Annotated in this window: 22 protein-coding genes and 2 pseudogenes; 18 read left to right on the plus strand and 6 right to left on the minus strand. The window is 36.1% G+C overall.

Features of this window, described 5'->3' with window-relative positions; all coding sequences use genetic code 11:
* Window positions 1-118: 118 nt before the first annotated feature.
* Window positions 119-1,180 (minus strand): photosystem II q(b) protein, encoded by a 1,062-nt coding sequence (psbA, locus tag SAGCYANO_RS03190; protein WP_124143731.1) that lies wholly within the window; start codon window positions 1,178-1,180, stop codon window positions 119-121.
* Window positions 1,181-1,948: 768 nt separating this feature from the next.
* Complete coding sequence (locus SAGCYANO_RS03195) at window positions 1,949-2,377, minus strand: hypothetical protein (RefSeq protein WP_202218755.1); 429 nt, start codon at window positions 2,375-2,377, stop codon at window positions 1,949-1,951.
* A 533-nt stretch (window positions 2,378-2,910) separates the two neighbouring features.
* On the opposite strand from SAGCYANO_RS03195, the gene pap reads away from it, so the two are divergent.
* A complete protein-coding gene (gene pap / locus SAGCYANO_RS03200) occupies window positions 2,911-4,398 on the plus strand; it encodes a polyphosphate:AMP phosphotransferase (protein ID WP_202218756.1) in 1,488 nt (495 codons plus the stop codon).
* Window positions 4,399-4,654: 256 nt separating this feature from the next.
* Window positions 4,655-5,641 (plus strand): YdcF family protein, encoded by a 987-nt coding sequence (locus tag SAGCYANO_RS03205; RefSeq protein WP_202218757.1) that lies wholly within the window; start codon window positions 4,655-4,657, stop codon window positions 5,639-5,641.
* A gap of 527 nt (window positions 5,642-6,168) precedes the next feature.
* On the opposite strand, the gene SAGCYANO_RS03210 is transcribed toward SAGCYANO_RS03205, so the two are convergent.
* A complete protein-coding gene (locus SAGCYANO_RS03210; protein WP_202218758.1) occupies window positions 6,169-6,375 on the minus strand; it encodes a hypothetical protein in 207 nt (68 codons plus the stop codon).
* 807 nt (window positions 6,376-7,182) lie between these two features.
* On the opposite strand from SAGCYANO_RS03210, the gene SAGCYANO_RS03215 reads away from it, so the two are divergent.
* From SAGCYANO_RS03215 to SAGCYANO_RS03260, 10 genes and pseudogenes are all read left to right on the plus strand, one after another.
* Window positions 7,183-8,937 (plus strand): ABC transporter ATP-binding protein, encoded by a 1,755-nt coding sequence (locus tag SAGCYANO_RS03215; RefSeq protein WP_202218759.1) that lies wholly within the window; start codon window positions 7,183-7,185, stop codon window positions 8,935-8,937.
* 1,000 nt (window positions 8,938-9,937) lie between these two features.
* A pseudogene (locus SAGCYANO_RS03220) lies at window positions 9,938-10,513 on the plus strand (Uma2 family endonuclease).
* Window positions 10,514-11,252: 739 nt separating this feature from the next.
* Window positions 11,253-11,567 carry a Uma2 family endonuclease gene (locus SAGCYANO_RS03225; RefSeq protein WP_202218760.1) on the plus strand — a complete coding sequence of 105 codons (315 nt, stop codon included), beginning with the start codon at window positions 11,253-11,255 and terminating at the stop codon, window positions 11,565-11,567.
* A gap of 93 nt (window positions 11,568-11,660) precedes the next feature.
* Entirely contained in the window at window positions 11,661-11,975 is a 315-nt protein-coding gene (locus SAGCYANO_RS03230; protein WP_202218761.1) for a Uma2 family endonuclease, read from the plus strand.
* A 135-nt stretch (window positions 11,976-12,110) separates the two neighbouring features.
* The gene (locus SAGCYANO_RS03235) at window positions 12,111-12,425 is read left to right on the plus strand and encodes a Uma2 family endonuclease (protein ID WP_202218762.1); all 315 of its coding nucleotides are present in this window, start codon (window positions 12,111-12,113) and stop codon (window positions 12,423-12,425) included.
* A gap of 68 nt (window positions 12,426-12,493) precedes the next feature.
* Window positions 12,494-12,808, plus strand: coding sequence for a Uma2 family endonuclease (locus tag SAGCYANO_RS03240; RefSeq protein WP_202218763.1), 315 nt, complete (start codon window positions 12,494-12,496; stop codon window positions 12,806-12,808).
* A gap of 209 nt (window positions 12,809-13,017) precedes the next feature.
* Window positions 13,018-13,332 carry a Uma2 family endonuclease gene (locus SAGCYANO_RS03245; RefSeq protein WP_202218762.1) on the plus strand — a complete coding sequence of 105 codons (315 nt, stop codon included), beginning with the start codon at window positions 13,018-13,020 and terminating at the stop codon, window positions 13,330-13,332.
* 68 nt (window positions 13,333-13,400) lie between these two features.
* Window positions 13,401-13,715, plus strand: coding sequence for a Uma2 family endonuclease (locus tag SAGCYANO_RS03250; protein ID WP_202218763.1), 315 nt, complete (start codon window positions 13,401-13,403; stop codon window positions 13,713-13,715).
* A 209-nt stretch (window positions 13,716-13,924) separates the two neighbouring features.
* Complete coding sequence (locus tag SAGCYANO_RS03255) at window positions 13,925-14,239, plus strand: Uma2 family endonuclease (protein ID WP_202218762.1); 315 nt, start codon at window positions 13,925-13,927, stop codon at window positions 14,237-14,239.
* A gap of 68 nt (window positions 14,240-14,307) precedes the next feature.
* On the plus strand, window positions 14,308-14,622 hold the full coding sequence (locus SAGCYANO_RS03260; RefSeq protein ID WP_202218764.1) for a Uma2 family endonuclease: 315 nt from the start codon (window positions 14,308-14,310) through the stop codon (window positions 14,620-14,622).
* 426 nt (window positions 14,623-15,048) lie between these two features.
* Here the strand turns inward: SAGCYANO_RS03260 and SAGCYANO_RS03265 are convergent, their stop codons facing one another.
* Both SAGCYANO_RS03265 and SAGCYANO_RS03270 read right to left on the minus strand, forming a co-directional pair.
* Entirely contained in the window at window positions 15,049-15,426 is a 378-nt protein-coding gene (locus SAGCYANO_RS03265; RefSeq protein ID WP_202218765.1) for an SH3 domain-containing protein, read from the minus strand.
* Between the two features lie 330 nt (window positions 15,427-15,756).
* Window positions 15,757-16,143, minus strand: coding sequence for a hypothetical protein (locus tag SAGCYANO_RS03270; RefSeq protein ID WP_202218766.1), 387 nt, complete (start codon window positions 16,141-16,143; stop codon window positions 15,757-15,759).
* A gap of 631 nt (window positions 16,144-16,774) precedes the next feature.
* Here SAGCYANO_RS03270 and leuB point away from each other — a divergent pair.
* Window positions 16,775-17,851 carry a 3-isopropylmalate dehydrogenase gene (gene leuB, locus SAGCYANO_RS03275; protein ID WP_202218767.1) on the plus strand — a complete coding sequence of 359 codons (1,077 nt, stop codon included), beginning with the start codon at window positions 16,775-16,777 and terminating at the stop codon, window positions 17,849-17,851.
* A gap of 442 nt (window positions 17,852-18,293) precedes the next feature.
* Window positions 18,294-18,785 (plus strand): hypothetical protein, encoded by a 492-nt coding sequence (locus SAGCYANO_RS03280; protein ID WP_202218768.1) that lies wholly within the window; start codon window positions 18,294-18,296, stop codon window positions 18,783-18,785.
* Between the two features lie 595 nt (window positions 18,786-19,380).
* Here SAGCYANO_RS03280 and SAGCYANO_RS47265 read toward each other — a convergent pair.
* The gene (locus SAGCYANO_RS47265; protein ID WP_255502447.1) at window positions 19,381-19,503 is read right to left on the minus strand and encodes a hypothetical protein; all 123 of its coding nucleotides are present in this window, start codon (window positions 19,501-19,503) and stop codon (window positions 19,381-19,383) included.
* A gap of 117 nt (window positions 19,504-19,620) precedes the next feature.
* On the opposite strand from SAGCYANO_RS47265, the gene SAGCYANO_RS03285 reads away from it, so the two are divergent.
* The 4 genes and pseudogenes from SAGCYANO_RS03285 (at window position 19,621) to SAGCYANO_RS03300 (ending at window position 24,405) form a co-directional block, all read left to right on the plus strand.
* Complete coding sequence (locus SAGCYANO_RS03285; RefSeq protein WP_202218769.1) at window positions 19,621-20,112, plus strand: hypothetical protein; 492 nt, start codon at window positions 19,621-19,623, stop codon at window positions 20,110-20,112.
* Window positions 20,113-20,588: 476 nt separating this feature from the next.
* Entirely contained in the window at window positions 20,589-21,965 is a 1,377-nt protein-coding gene (locus tag SAGCYANO_RS03290) for a cytochrome P450 (protein WP_202218770.1), read from the plus strand.
* A gap of 218 nt (window positions 21,966-22,183) precedes the next feature.
* Window positions 22,184-23,327, plus strand: a pseudogene (locus SAGCYANO_RS03295) (RNA-guided endonuclease InsQ/TnpB family protein).
* Between the two features lie 205 nt (window positions 23,328-23,532).
* The gene (locus SAGCYANO_RS03300) at window positions 23,533-24,405 is read left to right on the plus strand and encodes a fructosamine kinase family protein (RefSeq protein WP_202218771.1); all 873 of its coding nucleotides are present in this window, start codon (window positions 23,533-23,535) and stop codon (window positions 24,403-24,405) included.
* The last annotated feature ends 592 nt before the right edge of the window (window positions 24,406-24,997 follow it).

Consider the following 24,997-nt stretch of genomic DNA (forward strand, 5'->3'; position numbering starts at 1 on the left):
CTTCCACCAAAGTATAAATATTCAGGCGGACATGATATTTCCTATTGCTTATTAAGCTTTTAAGCAAAAAAAAAAGCCCTCTAAATAGAGGACTTTTGATAATTCAATCAACTAAAAATTAACCATTGATAGAAGGAGCTTCTACAGCAGCTAAATCTAGAGGGAAGTTGTGAGCGTTACGCTCGTGCATTACTTCCATACCTAAGTTAGCGCGGTTAATAATGTCTGCCCAAGTATTTACTACACGACCACTAGAATCGATGATGGACTGGTTGAAGTTGAAACCATTCAAGTTGAAGGCCATTGTGGACACACCTAGAGCGGTGAACCAAATACCTACTACTGGCCATGCTCCTAAGAAGAAGTGTAAGGAACGGCTGTTGTTGAATGATGCATATTGGAAGATTAAACGACCGAAGTAGCCGTGAGCTGCTACGATGTTGTAAGTTTCTTCTTCTTGACCGAACTTATAACCGTAGTTCTGAGATTCTGTTTCAGTTGTTTCACGTACTAAGCTAGAAGTTACCAAAGAACCGTGCATTGCACTGAACAATGAACCACCGAATACACCTGCTACACCTAACATGTGGAATGGGTGCATTAATATGTTGTGCTCTGCTTGGAACACTAACATGAAGTTGAATGTTCCGGAGATTCCTAAAGGCATTCCATCGGAGAAGCTTCCTTGTCCAATAGGATAGATTAAGAATACTGCTGTTGCTGCTGCTACAGGAGCGGAGTAAGCAACACAGATCCAAGGACGCATACCTAAGCGGTAAGATAGTTCCCACTCACGACCCATGTAGCAAAATACGCCAATGAGGAAGTGGAAGATTACTAGCTGGTATGGGCCACCGTTGTAGAGCCACTCATCCAAACTTGCTGCTTCCCAGATAGGATAGAAGTGTAGACCGATAGCGTTGGAGGAAGGTACTACTGCACCGGAAATGATGTTGTTTCCGAACATTAAGGAACCAGCGACGGGTTCGCGGATACCATCAATGTCTACAGGAGGAGCTGCTACAAATGCGATGATGTAGCAGATAGTAGCTGTTAACAAGGTAGGGATCATTAATACACCGAACCAACCGATGTATAAACGATTGTCTGTGCTGGTAATCCAGCTACAGAACTTTTCCCATACGTTAGCGTTTTCACGCTGTTGTAAGGTAGTTGTCATAGTATGTATGATTGCTGTTATGTATGTATGAAATTTTCGAGGTACGGTGGTGCAGGTATTTTTTTGTTTGCCTGCGCCGTTGTTAATAATATAGCTAGTTTATTTCGTTTTGTAAAGATGTTTAATTCATAAGGTTTTAAATAGAATGTATAAGTTGAGCTTATTTTAACTGGGTCCTGACCCTGGGGAACTGGGACAAGAGGTGCATCGAATTAAGAAATCCGGTTTCTTAGGAGAAACCAGGTTTCTGGGCTACTCATCAAATTTCTGGAAGCTCATTGACATCCTCTCCCGTTAAATCGAAGATTATAACGGGAGATTCCCAAACCTCACGATTTAGGTTTACTGCTTAAGTGGCACTTATCTAGACTGTTGCCAGTCCCCGACAGTACGCCTACACAGTCAATTTAGTCCACGGTCTGCCCGACCGCAGTGACACCTCAATGGTATCATATGCCTATTATATCATACTTCTATCTCAATGGAGTGCTTATTTTTGTTTGGTCGCGATTCATCTCCCGGTAAATCGAAGATTATACCGGGAGTCCTCTCACTCCATTTTTGATAGACATCTCCAGAAAAGAGGGAACAGGGAACACCGGAGCTGGGAACAGGGAACCCACCCCTCGCCCCTCCCCTCCCAGGAGGGGAATAATTGATAATTTATGGGTAAGAATTGATTTTATTTTTGATTTTGGAGATGTCTAATATCTACTCCTCGAATGTGCCAGCCTTGCTTGATGCAAATGCACCCCATCTGGGGCCGGGCTAAAAGCTGGGGCTGGGGTCAACAGTATTGGCAACTTTGAACTCTGTCGCACCCACTTCCTGCAGGGAGAATGTAATGGGAATAGCCCTGGAAGCAGCCCTACAAAAATCGGGTATCAGACGGATGAATGTGGCAGTCGGAGGCTGGTATTTGTCCAATACGGCTATGAAGTCCTCTTTCTTCGTGCAGCCAGTGCTAGTCACTAAGATCGTTACTGTTTTTTCAGTTACTTGTAGTCCATGCAATGTTTCTATAACTGGCTGATATTGACTGATATAGTCATCGATCTCGCTTGCTGAAGCAGTGGGAGTTGCGACACAAAAGATTACCGTAAATAGCAGGGTTGCTAGACCGAGTGCCACTCTTGAGAGTGCTTTCTTCAAGGGAAGATATGCTTGGAATTTGCTTTTAAGTGTTGTATTTAACATAGTGTTGCAATTAATGTGTTTTAGAATCTTGGCCTTAAATTAAGGCAACATAAATCTTAGGATGATGGAGGCTGAAAGCTTGCTATCCTCACCAGTATAAGTGGAATGGTGCAGCAAACTAAAGGATATTGGCTCCTAGTTTGAAGACCGTCCCGGCCCACTTAACGAAGTCAGAACTCATTTGTGAACCCACCCTAACCCTTCCCAGGAGGGGAAGTAGGGGATTTGAGTAAGGCTCCAAAAATATTTCGCTGTGCGCAGGTAACAGCTCATCTGGGGGAATAAATTGCCGATAATATAAGACTTTTAGCTATTTGGCCTCTCCTGCAATTTGTGAATATACCAGCGCTCATTGCTATATTTCGCCTTAAAAGGCGGGGTTTTAAACCCACAGGACTTACGCACAGACACTAAATCCAGTGAGGGCGCAATTCGGAGCTTGGCGTTAGCCAATGCCATTCGCCCCTACATATGGCGTTTTCAAGGTTGATTTGCGTAAGTCCTGACCCAATTATTTTGATAAAAAAAGACAGATGTTAGAAACCTTAGATTTAGAACTGTCCCTAGATAAAGAAACTTATATAAGCAAGCTCGAAGCTTTAATGCAGAAGTTAAGAACCCTACAGAGAGCTTGCTGGCAAAAGAAATTACCTGTGCTGATAGTATTAGAAGGTTGGGCAGCTGCTGGTAAAGGTGCTTTAGTTCAACAAATAGTGGGAAATATGGACCCGCGAGGATTTGTGGTACATCCAATTTGGCCTGCTACAGCACAAGAACGACAATATCCTTTTATGTGGAGGTTTTGGCAAAGACTTCCGAGAGCGGGACAAATTGGATGTTTCTATCATAGCTGGTACACTCATGTCCTGGAAGAGCGACTATTTAAAAGAGTGTCAGAGGCAGAAATTCCTATAAGATTAGAGCAAATTAATGCTTTTGAGCGTCAGATGGTGGATAATGGGGTGGCGATCGCTAAATTCTGGATTCATTTGAGCAAAAAAGAATTGAAGAAGCGTTTAAAAAAAACTGCTGCTGATTCTTTAAAAGCTTGGCGGGTCAGAAGTGAAGACTGGCAACAAGCAAAAAATTATGAACGATATACTGTTTTTGCTGAAGAAATGCTGATTCATACCAACACAGGATTTGCTTCCTGGACATTGGTGGAAGGAAACTCTCAACGTTGGGCAAGAGTCAAAGTTCTGACAGAAATGGTCTCAACTTTGAGCGAAGCTTTGGATGGACTGCAGATTCAGGCCACACCACTCAAAAATCCTCTTCAAGAACAGCTCAAATCAAGGGAACCAGATTTTTTAGCTGAAGTAGATTTGACCCAAAGCTTATCTCCAAAACAGTATAAAAAATCTTTACGGCAGCAGCAAGCACTTTTGAATAAACTGCAATTGGAAATTTACAAACATCAAATCCCTGTGCTGGTAATATTTGAGGGTTGGGATGCTGCGGGTAAGGGTGGGGCAATTAAAAGATTAACGGATAATTTAGACCCCCGAAGTTATGTAGTTAGTGCTTTTGCTGCACCAACGGAGTCAGAAAAAGCCTATCATTATCTCTGGCGGTTTTGGAAACAGTTGCCAGAAGCAGGAAATATTGGTATTTTTGACCGCAGTTGGTATGGTCGAGTTTTGGTGGAGCGGGTGGAAAGATTTGCTACAGAGTCAGAATGGCAACGTGCATATCAGGAAATTAATGAGTTTGAGGGACAATTGACCAGTGCAGGTTATGTTTTGGTCAAATTTTGGTTACATATTAGTCAGGAGGAACAATTAAGGCGATTTACTGAGCGACAAAATGACCCATTTAAGCAGTATAAGCTTACAGAGGAGGATTGGCGCAATCGAGAAAAGTGGGAAGTTTATGAAGTAGCTGTTAATCAAATGATTGAGCTTACAAGTACGCCTACTGCACCTTGGACTTTAATTGGGGGTGATGATAAACATTATGCTCGTGTTAAAGTAATCCAAACAGTGACGGAAGCAATTAATGCTCAACTTAAGTACCGATAAAATAAGTTGATTTTTATTTTTAGCTTCGCTGAAGTAAGGTATGAAACTGATGAGTGAGTAGATATTAATAGTAAGTAAAAATAGAGCGTCTCTTTTAACTACTAACTAATGACTACTAACTACTGATTACTGACCACTAAAAATTATACAATAATTCAGCAACGCCTTATTTTTTATGTTATGAGAAAGACTGCATCAATCAAGTTAGCTGATTAAGCAAACAATCAAACTTTTCTAAGGAAAAAATCAAAAAATTATGCTGATAATTTTAACAAGAATAGTATTCTTAATACTGTTAATTTGTATAATTAAGTCACTCTGGGATAGTTCTGGTGGAGATAAGAAAAATTTAATTTCTAAGTTGTTGTTAGTATTTTCAATTATTCTGTTAATACTGGCATTTTATGCACCAGATAGTCCAGTAGGAGCTGCTGTTTTTAGGTTTCTAGCTTTTGCTTTTAAACCACTTGGTTTTTCGATTATACTTTTGATCTATGCCACTACTCTCATATCGAATGGGGGGATAAAAAGTCCAGCTCCAACTCTGATTATTACAGCTTTAATAGTTCTGATAATTTCTAGCTCGCCAGTATTTGCTGTATGGGCAGCTCAACAAGCAGAAGAGGACGCTATAGAACTTGTTTCTGTATCAGCTTGTTGTGACGAAAAAGCAGATGCGATTGTATTATTGGGTCAGGGAACAACTCAGCCAGTAATACCAGACAGAATACAAGTTCAGCTTACTAAAACAGCAGAGCGGATTATTTATGCATCTCAACTATATAAGAAAGGTTTAGCTCCCTATATTATAGTAAGTGCTGGTCCGAGAATTGGAGATGATAATAGTACGGTTGAAGCTGTAGATATCAAGAACATTTTAATTGAATTGGGTGTTCCAAGAGGGGCTATTATTCTAGAACCAGATGGAAGGACTGTCTATGAAAGTGCCATTGAAACAAGGGAAATTTTGGATGCAAAAGGTTTAGACACTGCAGTTATTCTTGTTACTTCTGCTGTTAATATTCGTCGTGCTAGTTTAACTTTTACTGATATAGGAATGAGGGTTATTCCAGCTCCAACAGATTTTAATACTGTAAATCCTTATGAAGATTCTTCCTATCGTTTTGTACTAGCAGATTTTCTACCTAATGCTCAAGCACTTTTACTAACTACAGAAGTTTGGGAAGAATATTTAGCTTTATTTTACTACTTCCTACGCGGTTGGTTAGCTCCTGGTTTTTGAGGAAGTATTTTCAACTAACTATATTGTTTTTACATAAGCATTCAGCCGTCAGCTATTAGCTAGCTTCCTATGGTCGGAACTGCGAACTTCAGCTATTAATTTGGAGGAAGATAAAAGCAACCTTTGAAATTGAATTTGAATAAAAATTACTGGTAAAGTCCCTTTCCTAAACCTTAGAAGTAATTACTCATTACTAATTGCTGTTAACGTAGTTCCGACCTAGGAGGCTAACTGACTGCTAATAGCTGTTTGCGCAGCATTCCGCAGGAAATGCTTATGTTTTTACTGAAACAAAATCTAAATTTATGCCCCTCAAAAAATTGGAATAGCAGAGGGGCATTTTTATGATCTTTAATAATGATTTTGATGATAATTTATATTCAAAAAATTCACTAAATAATTTGTAGTGAATTTATAGCAGTCGAAGCAAAGGTTAGGAAATATCAAAAGCTTAAAACTCAAACAATGCCAGATATTTCCTTCTTCCTTCTTCCTTCTTCCTTCTTTCTTCTTTCTTCTGCCATACCTTAATCTTCTTCCAAAGATATTATTTCTAATGGGTCATAATTACTAGAGGACGTAGTTGTTGGATTGTTATCTGAATTAGAAGGAGAAGCAGTAGAAGCAGGAGAAGCAGGAGTAGATGGCTGCTCATTTATGCTTTTTTTACCACCAGGCACTAAAAAAGTAACAATCAACCAAATACCTAAAAATATCAATAACAATCTAATCACAAAATCTTGTCCGGGAGGCGCTTTTGGCGGTTTCTTTTGGTGCTTCGAGTTTAACTTTAATAGATTCAGTTTCGATAGTGTTATCGTCTTTTACATCAAACGAAAGAGAAAATTGCTTGCCCATATTTGTTATTCCTATTGTGGCAAATATTATGGTTAAGATATTAAGATAATTTTAGTAATATTTTGAGTTTAATTTGAGAAAAAATTATTTAGGAGCCATACATTTATCTTTTCCTTTATAGATTTAATACCTCACACTTAGCCCTCGGTGTCTACAATTGCTTGGAGTTTGTAGAGGCGGAGGGACAGTTTTTCAGTATTCCTATCTACTTTTTTTCTTCTTCAATTGATACAGCTCATTTTTAACAAGAACTAACAATTTTTTCATGGATTTTTAATATAAAAGCGGTTAGCAGTCAGCAGTCAGCAGTCAGCAAGATTATTTTTCTAAAGCTAACTAAGGGAATTTAAACCCCTCCTAAACAATCCTGCGCTTGGGGTTACAGGGGATTTAACCAGAGCTGCTAAAAGCTGAATTTCGCAGTTCCTCTGCAAGAAGCTAGCTGTTTGCGGAGCATTCCGGTACGGAAATGCTAAAAGCTGATAGCTAGTTAATTTTTTTTGTATCTTTAAACTATAGCAGTCGAAGGAAATGTTAGGACAGATCAAAAGCTTAAAACTCAGACAAAGCCAGATTTTTCCTTCTCTGGTAGATAACTAAACACCTTATTCCTTTTTCCTTCTTCCTTCTTCCTTCTGCTATATCTACAATCATAACATTATCTAAAATCTAAAATAATTACTATGGCTCAATCTTCTCAAGTACGACTGCAAAAATTAGCCTCCTATTTAGGTCCCCACTGGAAAAAGTCATCATTAGGAGTTTTTTCTCTACTAATAGTCAATAGTTTAGGAATTTATATTCCCAAATTAATTAGTCAAGCAATAGATGATTTAAAAGTAGCAACTAAAATTGATGAATTTTTATACTATGTAGTAGCAATTATAATTTTTGCCTCCATTATGTGGGTAATTAGAATAGTATCGCGCATACTCATATTTGGAGTAGGGAGACAGGTAGAATTTGACCTCAAACAAAAGATTTTTAATCGACTCTTAAAATTAGAGCCATCCTATTTTAGTAATAATACAATAGGAGATTTAATTAACCGCGCCACAAGTGATGTTGATAATATCCGCAGGTTATTAGGTTTTGCAGTATTAAGTATTAGCAATACAATTTTTGCTTATGGTTTAACTCTGCCAGTTATGCTTTCTATTAATGTACGGTTAAGTTTATTAGCAGTTTCTGTTTATCCTATCATGCTAATACTGGTGAAAATATTTAGTAATAAATTGCAGAGTCAACAATTAGCTGTACAAGAAGAACTTTCTAATATGAGCGATTTGATTCAAGAGGATATGAATGGTATTTCTCTTATCAAAATTTATGCTCAAGAGGAAAATGAGCGACAAGGTTTTAGTGATTATAATCAGCGACTTTTAGAGGCAAATTTAGAGTTGGCTAAAACTCGTAATATTCTTTTTCCTATTCTAGTTAGTTTAGCAAGTTCAAGTTTATTAATATTGCTAATGAATGGGTCAATATACTTGGAAAATGGTGAATTAACGGTTGGTAATTTTGTAGCTTTAATTCTTTATGTTGAGCGTTTAGTTTTTCCCACTGCATTACTAGGTTTTACTATTACTGCTTATCAAAGAGGAGAAGTAAGTATTGATCGTATAGAAGCTATTCTCACAGTTGAACCGAAAATTAAAGACCATGAATCACCTCTAGATTTTCCAAAAGTGGTAAAAGGTTGGGTAAAAAGCCAAGGGTTAACATATACTTATCCGGGTAGTAAAACACCAGCCTTAGACAACATTAATTTTCTGATTCAACCAGGAGAAACTATTGCTATTGTCGGTTCTATTGGTGCAGGAAAATCAACTTTAGCAAATACATTACCTCGACTTTTAGATATTAATATTGACCAACTATTTATAGATGGCTATGACATAACTCAACTAAAATTAACAGATTTACGCAGGGCGATCGCCTACGTTCCTCAAGAAAGTTTTCTCTTCAGTACAACAATTAAAAATAACATCTGTTATGGCGACCCATTAGCAAAACAAATAGAAATAGAAGTGGCTGCTAAACAAGCACAAATTCACGAAGAAATTCTCACCTTTCCCCAACAATATGAAACGATAGTTGGAGAAAGAGGGATTACTTTATCAGGAGGACAAAGACAAAGAACGGCATTAGCAAGAGCATTATTAGTTGATGCCCCAATATTAATTTTAGATGATGCACTTTCCAGCGTAGATAATCAGACAGCAACTCATATTTTGCAAAATTTATCAACTGGAACTCAAAAGAAAACTGTAATTTTTATTTCTCATCAAATGTCTGCTGCTGCTACTGCCAATAGAATTTTTGTCATGGATAAAGGCAAAATTATACAAACTGGAAATCATGCAGAATTAGTAGAGCAAACTGGATTATATCAGTCACTTTGGAATGAGCAAAAATTAAAGCAGTTATTAGAATAGAATTCTGAATTTATAATTTATAATTTATAATTCTTAATTCAGGAGCCAGAATTAATAAATTTAATACCATTTTTGATGTTGTAAATTATCTTTTTGGTCAAATAGACTTTTATATAAAGTATGCGAAACGGATGCTTATTATTTGAACACTTTCTTTTTTAATGCTTGGTATTATACTAAATTTTCCACCCATAAGCAGATATTTAAACTCCGCTTTTAAAGGTAGTATTTGACTCTTTTACCGAAAAATTGTGGTCTAAAGCCTCCCCTTTTAATACCATTTCTCAAAAACTTTTCTACATTTTCTTGAGTAGGGAACCCACCCCTAACCCCTCCCAGGAGGGAGAAATAAAAATAATAATAATTAATATTAAATTGACTCAAATTAGCAAAAAGTTTATGAGGATAGTTTAATTACTTAATAACTGAAGTTTTACCTAAGTATAGTATTACTTTTGGTAATTGATATAAGGGGATAAAAAGCGGTTGAGGGATGGCGTTTTGCTGGCGCATAACTACGTTAACGGCTGTCGCCGACATATAAAGCGGAGCGACTCTGATAAGAGCGGCTCTCCTCGCCATATCCAATCAACCAAGAGAAAAGAGCATATTCCTTATGTCAAGCCTCCTTATTGCAGAGGTACTGTTAACTGTTAACTGATAACTGATAACTGAAATGACTGTCATTATCCTGTAATTATCTTCTTTTAATTTGGTATAATTAGGGCTTGCTGATTAAATATCAAAGCATTAACAGATAAAAGTTTTAGCCTTTTCAGAGTGAAAAAAAGTGCAACTTTTTCAGCTTGAAAGACCAAAAAGTTAGGATTTTGGGCTGACTATGGCAGAAAAATCGAGGGATAAAATATCCGACTACCTCCTCTAAATTTCCCGTTACTCCTGACTTCTGACTCCTGACTCCTGACTCCTACCTCTACCATAGATACTTTTTCAGCAAACCCTAATTAAGTAAAAATTCAAAAACAAAAAGGAGAAAATTATGCTGGCAACTGAGCAAAAATATTACTCTACCGAAGAGTATTTAGAACTGGAAGAAGCAGCAGAATTTAGAAGTGAATATCGTCAGGGGGAAATAATTCAAATGGTTGGATGTACACCAAATCACAATTTAATTTATGGTAACTTTTATGCTGCACTGAAGTATGCACTAAAAGGTAAACCATATTGAGTATTTATGACTGATTTACGTTTATGGATACCTGAATCTAGACTTTATACTTATCCAGATGTAATGGTTGTTGCTATTCCTTTAGTCTATGCTGAAAATAGACGGGACACTATTACTAATCCTCTAATAATTGCAGAAGTATTATCAAATTCTACAGAAAGCTATTACCGAGGAAAAAAAATTGAGTATTACCGAAGTATGAGTAGTTTTCAAGAATATATTTTGATTGACCAATATAGGAATCATGTAGAACAATTTAGCAAGACTGAAGAGGGGAAATGGTTATTATCAGAATTTAGTAATTTAGAAGATAATTTGTATTTAAGTTCTGTTGAATCTGGAATATCTTTACAGGATATTTACGAAGAAGTTGAATTTGAGGAGTAGGAAGTAGGAACAGTAGTGAGTAGGGAGTAGGGAGTAGGGAATAGAAAATTAATTATTTTGGGAAAAATTTAGAAAATCTCTATAGCAATTCCCATCTCTGAGTGACGCATAAAATTCATTAATTTGAGAAACGCTATAGTTTTACCAGAATTAAAAATTTCTCTACTAAATCAAGCATTGGAACTTAGTCGAAACATGAATTAACGGTTAGATAGCACTTGGTTAATGGAACAATTTCAAACATATACAGGACTTACGCATTTTTCCGGCAAAAACACCATATATACCATAGTGCTATAGTTTTTATCTACTATATGTAGTGCTTAGTCGAAACATGAATTAACGGTTAGATAGCACTTGGTTAATAGAACAATTTCAAACATATACAGGAATTACGCATTTTTCCGACAAAAACACTATATATACCATAGTGCTATAGTTTTTATCTACTATATGTAGTGCCTTTGCGTAAGTCCTGATATAGCGTTTTTCAGACTAATGAGGTACACCTATTTTTATTTCTATTCTATTCTTTTCCCTTTTCCCTAAAACCAACGAATTTTGTACCTCACCACTGTGGGAATTGCTATTGAGAATTGCTATAAAAATAACTCAGCTTGCCAATAAATTTGTTGAAAAAGTAGATAAATAATGAGTAACTTACAAACCAAAATTTTAGCTGATACTTAGATAACTGCAACTTGGTCAGAATATTTACAAGTGCTAGAAAGTATAGATAATGAATATTATTGACTTAGAAAAATATCCAGCACCAGACTTAGTAATAGAAGTTGCTAATAGTTCGCTTTCTGATGCTCAAGGAGAAAAACTTATTTTATATGAAAATATCGGAGTGGGAGAATATTGGATAATTGATGTACAAAATGTGCAAGTAATTGCATTTGCTGTAGCAGATAGAGGTAGTAAACAAATTCAAGAATCTCTTGTTTTACCAGAATTAAAAATTTCCCTACTTGATGAAGCACTTCAACTTAGTAGGAATATGAATCAACGGTTAGTTGGAGCTTGGTTAATGGAAAAATTTCAGCAATAAAAATAACTCAGCTTGCCAATAAATTTGTTGAAAAAGTAGATAAATAATGAGTAACTTACAAACCAAAATTTTAACTGATACAAAGTATAGATAATGAATATTATTGACTTAGAAAAATATCCAGCACCAGACTTAGTAATAGAAGTTGCTAATAGTTCGCTTTCTGATGCTCAAGGAGAAAAACGTATTTTATATGAAAATATCGGAGTGGGAGAATATTGGATAGTTGATGTACAAAATGTGCAAGTAATTGCATTTGCTGTAGCAGATAGAGGTAGTAAACAAATTCAAGAATCTCTTGTTTTACCAGAATTAAAAATTTCCCTACTTGATGAAGCACTTCAACTTAGTAGGAATATGAATCAACGGTTAGTTGGAGCTTGGTTAATGGAAAAATTTCAGCAATAAAAATAACTCAGCTTGCCAATAAATTTGTTGAAAGAAGTAGATAAATAATGAGTAACTTACAAACCAAAATTTTAGCTGATACTTAGATAACTGCAACTTGGTCAGAATATTTACAAGTGCTAGAAAGTATAGATAATGAATATTATTGACTTAGAAAAATATCCAGCACCAGACTTAGTAATAGAAGTTGCTAATAGTTCGCTTTCTGATGCTCAAGGAGAAAAACTTATTTTATATGAAAATATCGGAGTGGGAGAATATTGGATTGTTGATGTACAAAATGTGCAAGTAATTGCATTTGCTGTAGCAGATAGAGGTAGTAAACAAATTCAAGAATCTCTTGTTTTACCAGAATTAAAAATTTCCCTACTTGATGAAGCACTTCAACTTAGTAGGAATATGAATCAACGGTTAGTTGGAGCTTGGTTAATGGAAAAATTTCAACAATAAAAATAACTCAGCTACTTAGATAACTGCAACTTGGTCAGAATATTTACAAGTGCTAGAAAGTATAGATAATGAATATTATTGACTTAGAAAAATATCCAGCACCAGACTTAGTAATAGAAGTTGCTAATAGTTCGCTTTCTGATGCTCAAGGAGAAAAACTTATTTTATATGAAAATATCGGAGTGGTAGAATATTGGATAGTTGATGTACAAAATGTGCAAGTAATTGCATTTGCTGTAGCAGATAGAGGTAGTAAACAAATTCAAGAATCTCTTGTTTTACCAGAATTAAAAATTTCCCTACTTGATGAAGCACTTCAACTTAGTAGGAATATGAATCAACGGTTAGTTGGAGCTTGGTTAATGGAAAAATTTCAACAATAAAAATAACTCAGCTTAGTAGGAATATGAATCAACGGTTAGTTGGAGCTTGGTTAATGGAAAAATTTCAGCAATAAAAATAACTCAGCTTGCCAATAAATTTGTTGAAAGAAGTAGATAAATAATGAGTAACTTACAAACCAAAATTTTAGCTGATACTTAGATAACTGCAACTTGGTCAGAATATTTACAAGTGCTAGAAAGTATAGATAATGAATATTATTGACTTAGAAAAATATCCAGCACCAGACTTAGTAATAGAAGTTGCTAATAGTTCGCTTTCTGATGCTCAAGGAGAAAAACTTATTTTATATGAAAATATCGGAGTGGGAGAATATTGGATTGTTGATGTACAAAATGTGCAAGTAATTGCATTTGCTGTAGCAGATAGAGGTAGTAAACAAATTCAAGAATCTCTTGTTTTACCAGAATTAAAAATTTCCCTACTTGATGAAGCACTTCAACTTAGTAGGAATATGAATCAACGGTTAGTTGGAGCTTGGTTAATGGAAAAATTTCAACAATAAAAATAACTCAGCTACTTAGATAACTGCAACTTGGTCAGAATATTTACAAGTGCTAGAAAGTATAGATAATGAATATTATTGACTTAGAAAAATATCCAGCACCAGACTTAGTAATAGAAGTTGCTAATAGTTCGCTTTCTGATGCTCAAGGAGAAAAACTTATTTTATATGAAAATATCGGAGTGGTAGAATATTGGATAGTTGATGTACAAAATGTGCAAGTAATTGCATTTGCTGTAGCAGATAGAGGTAGTAAACAAATTCAAGAATCTCTTGTTTTACCAGAATTAAAAATTTCCCTACTTGATGAAGCACTTCAACTTAGTAGGAATATGAATCAACGGTTAGTTGGAGCTTGGTTAATGGAAAAATTTCAACAATAAAAATAACTCAGCTTAGTAGGAATATGAATCAACGGTTAGTTGGAGCTTGGTTAATGGAAAAATTTCAACAATAAAAATAACTCAGCTTGCCAATAAATTTGTTGAAAGAAGTAGATAAATAATGAGTAACTTACAAACCAAAATTTTAGCTGATACTTAGATAACTGCAACTTGGTCAGAATATTTACAAGTGCTAGAAAGTATAGATAATGAATATTATTGACTTAGAAAAATATCCAGCACCAGACTTAGTAATAGAAGTTGCTAATAGTTCGCTTTCTGATGCTCAAGGAGAAAAACTTATTTTATATGAAAATATCGGAGTGGGAGAATATTGGATTGTTGATGTACAAAATGTGCAAGTAATTGCATTTGCTGTAGCAGATAGAGGTAGTAAACAAATTCAAGAATCTCTTGTTTTACCAGAATTAAAAATTTCCCTACTTGATGAAGCACTTCAACTTAGTAGGAATATGAATCAACGGTTAGTTGGAGCTTGGTTAATGGAAAAATTTCAACAATAAAAATAACTCAGCTACTTAGATAACTGCAACTTGGTCAGAATATTTACAAGTGCTAGAAAGTATAGATAATGAATATTATTGACTTAGAAAAATATCCAGCACCAGACTTAGTAATAGAAGTTGCTAATAGTTCGCTTTCTGATGCTCAAGGAGAAAAACTTATTTTATATGAAAATATCGGAGTGGTAGAATATTGGATAGTTGATGTACAAAATGTGAAAATTATTGCATTGTCCGTGGTGGATGGAGGTAGTAAACAAATTAGAGAATCTCTTGTTTTACCAGGATTAAAAATTGCTCTACTTGACGAAGCGCTTCAACATAGTCGAAATATGAATCAACGCTTAGTTGGAAGTTGGTTAATGGAAAAATTTCAGCAATAAAAATAACTCAGCTTAAAAATAAATCATCTTGGCTGAGTCAGATATTTATTAATATATTTATCACAAAAAAATTATCTTTTCTGTAGCTGGTTTAATACACCACCATCTTAGAAATTGTTTGAGGTTTGTAGACACTAAGTGGGTAAGCATTCAGCTAGCTCGCTGTCAGCTATCAGCAACAAGACTCTCTCATATAGGACAGTATTGAAATTAACAACTGACTTTAAGGGTAAGGGAGGCAACTTTTGTAGTAAGACAATTAAATATTGCTTTGATCCTAAACTAAAAGCAATAGCTGAAGTCCGCAGTTACGACCATAGGAGGCTAGCTGATGGCTGACGGCTGAATGCTTACCTAAGTGGTGTGTACAAAACTATCCATAAGCAATTTTCCCTTCTGCCTTCTGCCTTCTGCCTTCTGACTTCTTCAATTACAATTTGTCAGATATTCTGTCCAAACATATCCTGTAACTGGCTCAATAATCTTGACCCAAAACAAACCTTCGATTCCATCCGCAGTTTCTAACTCTACTGTATCTCCATCATCAACTGTACCAACAACATTACCATTAGGTACTTCTCGGACATTCAGAACAAGACGTTCATTTGTAGAAGAACTTGGCATTGAAACTTCACAACTATCAACAGCAGCTAATAAAAATTTATCGGTTTTTTCAGTTAAAACTTGATTTGCTATTTGTGATTTAGCCAAAGCGGGGGATGTATTAATAGGTAGAACTTTCACACCTAAAATCGAGAATAAAATTAGGGGAATTATAGTTAAAGATAGTTGCTTAATATTCATTTTTAGTTAAAGTTATCTAACTCAAGTTATAGAATAAATAATAACATAAATAAAAACTATAGTCTGAATAAATTCAACAAGTAATTAATCTACTTGTGTTAATTTTATTTGTACTCTTTCTATAGCAATCCCAAATTATTTGTCAAAAATCTAAGGATACATAAAAACTCTGAAATGTTTATTCCTGTTCCTTAAATTACCGAATAGTTAATATGTAAAACATCTCCTTTAAAGGAGAAACAAGAAAAAATTTTCACGCTCCGCATCAATCCTCTTCTTTTCAGGGAGAAGTAATAATTAATTATTAATTATTAATTGTTGAATATAGTTTTATGGAAATATTATTCTACCTCTAAAGCCACGATCGCTTCTAAAGATAAATACAGTACCTTGTTTTTCAACTTGCATAGTAGCATTTCCATTATTAGTATTGATACGATAAGTTCCATCAGTAGGATATTTATTTAGAGAGAACTGAGTACTAAGAGAACCATCCCATTCAATATCAAACTTTACACCAGAGTTGCTTGTAACTACATTGACATTACAACGTCCTGTAGACCGAACTCTACCATCAAAATCAATTAGGACACAAGCAGCACGCCTTTGTTCAGTCTTTGACTCAGCGATACTCTTAGGAGCAGTAAAGCCAACTAAAATTACACAAAATGTTAAAGTTGTGATTAACTTATGTAGAAAAAATAACGATTTATTCATTTTAATCAACTTAATTTGACTGGATAATTTATATTATACTTTTCCTAACTTAAAATTGATGATTGCTGACCAGAGTATGAGAATTTTAATTTTGAAGAAACAGCAAATTTAATGGTTGATTAAAAATGCTTACTCCGTCAAAAAAAATGTCCTTTATAGATGAAAGTAAAGTTATGATAATTGAGATTACTTGTAAGCATTTAGCTAGCTCCCAGTCAGCGCTTCCCTGCGGGATGCTACGCAAACAGCAATTAGTAATTATTCATTACTTCTCAGGCTTTGCAAGGGGACCTATGTCAGTAACTTTTTATTCAAACTCAATTTCAAAGGTTGCTTTTACCTTCCCCAAAATTAGCTGATAGCTAATAGCTGAAGGCTGTTTGCGCAGCATTCCGCAGGAAATACTTACGATTACTTAACAAACAATAATAACTGAAGTTATGATATAGCAATCCCAAATGATTTGTAAAAAATCTCCGCATAGATAAAAACTTTAAGACTTTTACCCACTATTCCCTGTTCCCTAAATTTAAAGATATTTTTACCTGCAATTGAAATAGGATGGCGATACATAGTAGTCTTAAATGATTTGTCAAAAACTCACTCATAGAAAACTAAAAAATAGAACATTATGAACTACCGCATTACTCTACTCCCTGGTGACGGCATTGGCCCTGAAATTATGACAGTGGCGGTAGATGTCCTAAAAGTCATTAGTAAGCAATTTAACCTTAACTTTGAATTTCAAGAAGCTCCTATCGGTGGAGTTGCCATTGATGCTACAGGGGAACCCCTACCGAAAGAAACTCTCGAAAAATGTCGTAATAGTGATGCAGTACTCTTAGCAGCGATCGGCGGTTATAAGTGGGATAATTTACCACGCCATCAACGGCCAGAAACTGGATTATTAGGATTACGGGCAGGATTAGGATTATTTGCTAATTTACGGCCAGCAAAAATTTTGCCCCAATTAATAGATGCTTCTAGCCTCAAACGAGAAATTGTGGAAGGCGTGGACATTATGGTGGTACGAGAATTAACAGGTGGAATATATTTTGGCACGCCCAAGGGTGTATTTGAGACAGAGACAGGAGAAAAACGCGGTGTTAATACGATGGCCTATACTGAGTCAGAAATTGACCGTATTGCTAAAGTGGGATTTGAGACAGCTCAAAAACGTGGCGGTAAGTTGTGTTCGGTAGATAAGGCGAATGTTTTGGAAGTGTCTCAGTTTTGGCGCGATCGCATTACTCAAATGTCCTCGGAATTTCCAAATGTGGAGTTATCTCATCTATATGTAGATAATGCTGCCATGCAGCTTGTTCGTTGGCCAAAACAATTTGATACGATTGTCACAGGAAATTTATTTGGCGATATTCTCTCTGATGCTGCTGCGATGTTAACAGGTAGTATTGGGATGTTACCTTCGGCGAGTCTCGGTGCTTCTGGACCGGGAGTATTTGAACCAGTTCATGGTTCTGCTCCAGATATTGCGGGTCAGGATAAGGCGAACCCTTTGGCACAAGTCCTGAGTGTGGCAATGATGTTACGTTATGCTCTAGAGCAACCTGCCGCAGCAGATAAAATTGAAGAAGCGGTGTTGCAAGTATTAGATTTGGGTTATCGGACTGGGGATATTATGTCCGAAGGAATGAAACAAGTCGGATGTAAAGAAATGGCAGAAGTATTGTTGAAAGTTTTGAGTTAAGCAAAGATATGTTCAACAATTAATAATTAATAATTAATAATTAATAATTACCTCTCCTTGAAAACGGACAGGATTAACTCAAAGGAAAATTATTTCTTGTTTCTCCTTAATAGGGCGGTAGGGCCCAGACGTCCTTAAAGCACGCGCTTGCCCGATGCAATGGCAGGGCTACGAAACGAGAGAGCTTACACAATGCGCGCCAGCGAGCGTGTGGGAGTATGTCACGATTTAAAGAATTTAATCAAGTAGTGTGCGGAAATTTATTAATGGTCAAACTCAATTAGAAATTACTTTTGACCTTTGACTTCTGACCGCTATATACTGACCAGGAGTAACCCAAGCTCAATAGCTAACGGCAATTTCTTTTCTGTACTGAAAGTGAAGCTCAAAAATTATCAGTACAGTCAACTCCACTTGAACAAATAGGAAAAGGAAACAAATTATGGCAACAAATGAAGAGCAAATGATAGAAGGTTCGGAATACCTGAAAAGAACTATAGGTATTTCTTCAGCTCCTTTTGAAGCATATCTTAATTATGGGTATGCGTTACTCGCTATTGCTGGAGCTGATGGGGATGTGCCAGAAGCAGAGATGAACTGGTTAATAAATCATCAACGGATAGTTGGCGCTCCTGAAGAAGCGATCAAAAAATACAAAGAATTTGACTACAAGAATGCCAAGTTGGAAGACTTGTTGCCCAATATAAAAACAGATGTTCCTAACTGGTCAGCACCAAGAACATTACTTTATCATGCTATTAAAATGTCTCGGGCTGATAAAGATTACGCAAAGCAAGAGGAAGAAGCTGTAAAAAAAGCGGCTAAATTGTTGGGAGTTGAAGATGATATTACCCTATCTCTAAATATATTAGTAGAGATGGAAGAAAAAGTTGAGAGTATGCTGAAGGCGCTGATCCATACTGAAACTTTATAGTTAGTAAAATTATTAGCTAGTGTTCAATAAAGCAGGTTTTTAGGAAAAGCCTGCTTGATTAATTCAAACTTTGTATTTGCAAGTTGATATACACTAGATATCTCCATAAAAGAGGGAATAGGGAATAGGAAATAGGGAACAGGGAAAAATAATTAATAATTTATGGAAGTGTTGTTGAAAGTTTTGAGTTAGGCAAAGATATATTCAACAATTAATAATTAATAATTAATAATTAATAATTAATAATTAGGGCTTGCTGATTAATTCTCAAACCATTGAAAAGTACCAGTATTCCAGACAGCAGGTTTTTAGGAAAAGCCTGCTTTATTAATTCAAATAATTAATATTTGCAAGTTGATATACACTAGATATCTCCAATAAAAGAGGTAATAGGGAACAGGGAACCCACCCCTAACCCCTCCCAGGAGGGAAGTAATTGATAATTTATGGAGATAGTTTTCTACTATAGCGCTATATAATTACCACAAGTAAGGCAAGCTGAATAGCTAAGTGTACTGGCTTTCTTCTACTGACTGTGACACTAAAAAATTGTCAGTACATTGACATCCTCCCCGGCCTAAAGGCACGGGGATTCCTACCGAGCCTTAGCTCCTCGGTGGGTTGACGTCTCACAGGCTGCTGCTACTTTGGCAGTAGTCTGACGCTTGCCTCCACGTCCGTTTAGAGTTTCCGAGTGCCCCCCGGCAACTAATAACACTATAGCATATATTCAATTCACTTAACATAAAAATAAAAAGTCGCCCTACAAGGGCGAGGCTTTAAACCCAATTTTTCGGTAAACTCAACTTGAACAAATAGGAAAAGGAAACAAATTATGACAACAAATGAAGAGCAAATGATAGGAGGCTCAGAATACCTCAAAAGGACTCAGGGTGTTTCTTCTGCTCCGTTTGAAGCATATCTTAATTTTGGGTATGCGTTGCTCGCTATTGCTGGAGCTGATGGGGATGTGCCAGAGGCAGAGATGAACTGGTTAATAAATCATCAACGAATGATTGGCGCTCCTGAAGAAGCTATAGAAAAATACAAAGAATTTGACTACAAGAATGCCAAGTTAGAAGACTTGTTGCCCAAGATAAAATCAGATGTTCCTGGCTTGTCAACACCAAGAATATTGCTGTATAACGCCATTAAAATGGCTCGTGCTGATAAAGATTACGCAAAACAAGAGAAAGAAGCTGTCAAAAAAGCGGCTAAATTGTTAGGAGTTGAAGATGATATTACCCTATCTTTAAATATATTAGTAGAAATGGAAGAAAAAGTTGAGAGTTTGCTGAAAGCGCTAATTCATACTGAAACATTATAGTTAGTACAATTATTAGCCAGTATTTCAGACAGCAGGTTTTTAGGAAAAGCCTGCTTTATTAATTCAAACAATTCATATTTGCAAGTCCATAGCACTACGCAAATAGGTTAGGATATTTACCGAATAATTAATAATTAATAATTAAATAATTTCGGTTTAAAGCCTTCCCTTTTAAGGGGAAAAAGCGGTCGAGGTATGCTGAGGAAACCTAGCCATATCCAATCGACCAAGACAGCGGTGGTTAGCGGAGCGGACCGTAGGGTGGGATGGCGATCTTCGGAGCGGGTCTGCAAGAACGGGTCTCCTCGCCATATCTAATCAACCAAGAGAAGAAACAATATTTCCTTATATTCAATTCCGTAGCGGTTTTAACCAGAGCTAATTATCCATTATCCATTATCCATTATCCATTAATGAACCTCTACATTTCCTTGAAAACATAACTCTAACTATTCAACAAATCAAAAAATTTAATCATGAATCCTTTATCCTCATCTCAACCTCAAACAAAACTACCAAACGGACCAAAAACACCAGTCTTTATCCAAACAATTAAAGCTCTATTAGATCAGTTTGGCTTGTTAGAAAGAGCCTATCAAAAATATGGAGATATTTTCTATACACCTAAATCTTTTGGATTTCCACCAATCGTAATTTTGAGTAATCCTGAAGCAATTGAACAAGTCTTTACTGCTCCTCCAGAATTATTTGAAGTGGGAAAACAAACTACTCTTCCAATCAGAGTTTTATTGGGAGATAATTCTCTAGTTTTGATGGATGGTATTCAACATCAAAAGTCTCGTAAATTATTAATGCCTCCTTTCCATGGAGAAAGGATGAAAAGTTACGGTAATACAATTGTTGAAGTAACAAAACAAGTTATTAGTTCGTGGCAAATAGGTAAGCCTTTTTTCATCCGCGACTATACCCAAGAAATTTCTCTGCGAGTTATCTTACGGACTATTTTTGGTTTAGATGAGGGAGAAAGATATGAGCAACTTAGACAAGTTTTGATTTCTTGGTTAGAGACTTTCAACTCTCCGTTAAAATCATTTTTCTTGTTTTTTCCAGTATTGCAAAAAGATTTAGGTTTTTTGACTCCTTGGGGAAAGTTTGTCAAGCAACAGCAACTAATTCACGAAATTTTGCAGACGGAAATTTATCGTAGAAGAAACAACCCAGATACTTTAGGTGAAGATATCCTTAGTTTAATACTTTCTGCTAGAGATGAAGCTGGTAAACCAATGAGCGATGCAGAAATACGAGATGAATTAATGACTATGTTATTTGCTGGTCACGAAACAACTGCTAATAGTTTGGCTTGGGCTTTTTATTGGATTCATTATCTGCCTGAAGTTGGCGAAAAACTTATGGCTGAATTAAATTCTCTGCCTCAGAATGCAGATAGCAATTTTATTGCTAAACTACCTTATTTAAGTGCGATAGTTTCAGAAACTTTGAGAATTTATCCGGTTGTAGTTTTTGTTGGTCGCCAGTTAAAAGCACCCTTGGAAATTTTGGGATATAACTTTGAAGCTGGAACGTCTATTTTACCTTCTATTTATTTAACTCATCATCGAGAAGATATCTATCCCGAACCGAAAAATTTTAAACCTGAACGCTTTCTAGAAAGACAATTTTCCCCTTATGAATATTTACCTTTTGGTGGTGGAAACCGTCGCTGTTTGGGATATGCTTTTGCTCTGTTTGAGATGAAGTTGGTATTAGCAACTATTTTATCCCAAGTAGAACTTGAATTATTGGATCGGCATCCGCTTAAACCTTTACGTCGAGGTATTACTTTTACTCCTAGTGGTGGGGTAAAAATGTCGGTTAAAAAAAGTCTCATATAAGTTTTTTGCATTGCATATTTACAGGATGATTTAGGAATTTTGGATGTGTAGATTAGGGAATTGCCGGAGTTCCTTTTGCTATTGAATTGTTTTTCAATTACGGTAATTGATTATTTGCCGTTTCAGCTTCTCAGAGAAGCATTGACTTAATCAGAGAATAACGTATAATATGGTCTCTGAACTAACCATACTTTAAGACCAACCACACTCACCCATAGATGAAATCCACTAGAACCAAGCTCAAACTTAATAATAAGCAGAAAACTCTAATGGCTCAACACGCTGGCTACTCACGCTGGTGCTATAACTGGGGCTTGAGTCTGTGGAATGCTGCATATATTGATGGTTATAAGCCAAACATCCGTAAGCTTAGAGAGGTTTTTACCAATCACACAAAACCACTTTATCCTTGGATGAAAAACTTATCATCTAAAGTTTATCAATATGCTTTTATTAACTTGGGTGAGGCATTTAAAAGATTCTTTAAAGGATTAGGCAAATATCCAAGATTTAAGAAAAAAGGTAAGTCTGATTCTTTTACAATAGAAAACCAGTGGAAAACCAATAGAATTAAACGGATGGAATCACAAATTACCTTTTATTGGTATGGTCAAAACTTATGAACCCATTGAAGCAACTACTAAAAAAATAACCATAAGCAGACAAGCAGGTGATTGGTATATAAGCTGTAGGGGCGAACGGCCGTTCGCCCCTACGAATGAATCTACTCCTACTCCCACACCCAAAACAACCAATGCCATAGGTGTAGATTTAGGAATAAAAACCTTAGCAAGTTTAAGTGATGGTAAAATATTTAAAAGCGTAAAACCACTTCATAAATTTGAAGCCAAACTTTCTAGAAAACAATACATCAACCGCAATAAAATAATTGGTTCAGCTAATTGGAAAAAATCACAATTAAAGATAGCTAGACTACATAGACGGGTAGCCAACATCCGCAAAGATACAGTTCATAAATCAACAACATATTTAGCCAAAAACCACGGCACTGTTGTCGTAGAAGACTTGAACGTTAGTGGAATGCTCAAAAACCACAAACTAGCAAAATCAATTAGCAGACAGTGCTTTTATGAATTTAGACGACAGTTAGAATATAAGTGTCAATGGTATGGTTCTGAGTTGGTAGTAGTAGATAGATTTTTCCCATCAACAAAAACTTGTTCTAACTGTAGTCATGTTCAAGAGATGCCATTAAATCTCAGGACTTATGAGTGTGAGTGTTGTGGGATATCTATAGACCGGGATTTAAACGCAAGTATAAACTTGAGAGATGCGGTCGGCTTGACCGTTAATGCCTGTGGACGGAGTGCTGCCGACAGTTCCGGTGGAAGCAGGAAGTAAACATTAAAATGTCGCAATTGTGACGTTTTATATCGGTTTTATGAAGCAGTTGAGTCTCTACTATTGCGTATAGCACAATAAATATTTTTTCCGTTTTTAAAAAGATAAAAATAAATAACTGCCAAGGAATGACCTTATACTATTGCCTATGGCACAATAGCTAATTTTTAGCTTTTTAAAAATAAATTATTGAATCTAGATATATATGTGGAAAAAAATTGCTGAACATATCACTCAAGTAACGGCCGAACATTTTGAAGTTACTAACCATTCTTCAGTTGGTGGAGGTTGTATTAACAGTGGTTATAAAATAACTAATGGCAGTCGCAACTATTTTGTCAAACTTAATCAAGCTTCGCAGATAGCAATGTTTGAAGCAGAAGCTTTAGGGTTAAAGCAAATGTCTGAAACCCAGACTATTCTCGTGCCAAAATCAATTTGCTATGGCATCGAAGGAAATAATTCTTATATTGTCTTGGAATGGCTAGACTTAGGTGGTCGCGGTCAGGATAAATCTTGGGAAGAGATGGGACGTAATTTAGCAGCTTTACATCACTATCAGGGTAAAAGTGAATTTGGTTGGGACATCAACAATACTATCGGTTCCACACCCCAGATTAATACTTGGAATGGAGACTGGGCAGAATTTTGGGCAGAAAACCGCATCGGTTATCAACTTAAGTTAGCAAAACGTCGGGGTGGCACTTTTCGTCAGAGCGATCGCCTACTAAAAATCATTCCAGAATTATTGGCAGGTCATCAACCACAACCTTCTCTGGTTCACGGTGACTTATGGGGGGGAAATGCTGGAGTAACTGTGGATGGGGAGCCAGTAATTTTCGACCCGGCCACTTATTGGGGCGATCGCGAAGTTGATATTGCTATGACTGAATTATTTGGTAGTTTTCCCAGTGCTTTTTATCGTGGTTATAATCAAGCCTGGCCTTTAGATGATGGTTATCAACAACGTAAAAGTCTTTATAATTTGTATCATATTCTCAATCACTTTAATCTCTTCGGTGGTGGTTATGGTTCTCAGGCAGAACGTATGATTCAGCAATTAATAATTAATAATTAATAATTAATAATTACTTGGATAGTTAAAACGGAATTGATTGACTCAAAGGAAAATTTTTTCTCTCTTGGTCGATTGGATATGGCGAGGAGACCCGCTCTTGAGGTGAGCCGCTCCGCTTTATATGTTGCGGAGCAAAACGCCATCCCACCCTTCGGGAAGCTGCGCTTTTCATGTCGGCGACAGCCGTTAACGTAGTTATGCGAAGCAAAACGACCGCTTGTTTCTTGTTTAAAGGAGAGGCTTTAAACCTTAATTATTCGGTAACAATTGTCAGAATGATTTTTCTGCCCAACTATGAGCCTAAAATACTAATTTTTTGAGTGTTTTAGACTGAAACAGGTGCACTGCAATTCGACTCCAAAAAAGCATTTGTCTTTATATGTCAATGCTTTTAGATTTAATCAGCAAGCTCTATCATAAGTTTTCTACTCAGAGGTTGTCTGAGAAGTCCCATTTGCTGCATCGCTCGCCCCCTAAATCCCCCAAAATTGGGGGACTAGAGTAAGCAAATTGACTCTTGTTCCCCCCAAAGTTGGCTTGCTCGGGGGCAAAATTCAGTATCAAAAAACTTTTCAGATATCCTCTCATTAAA

Source organism: Okeania sp. KiyG1 (assembly GCF_014132355.1).
GTDB lineage: Bacteria > Cyanobacteriota > Cyanobacteriia > Cyanobacteriales > Microcoleaceae > Okeania.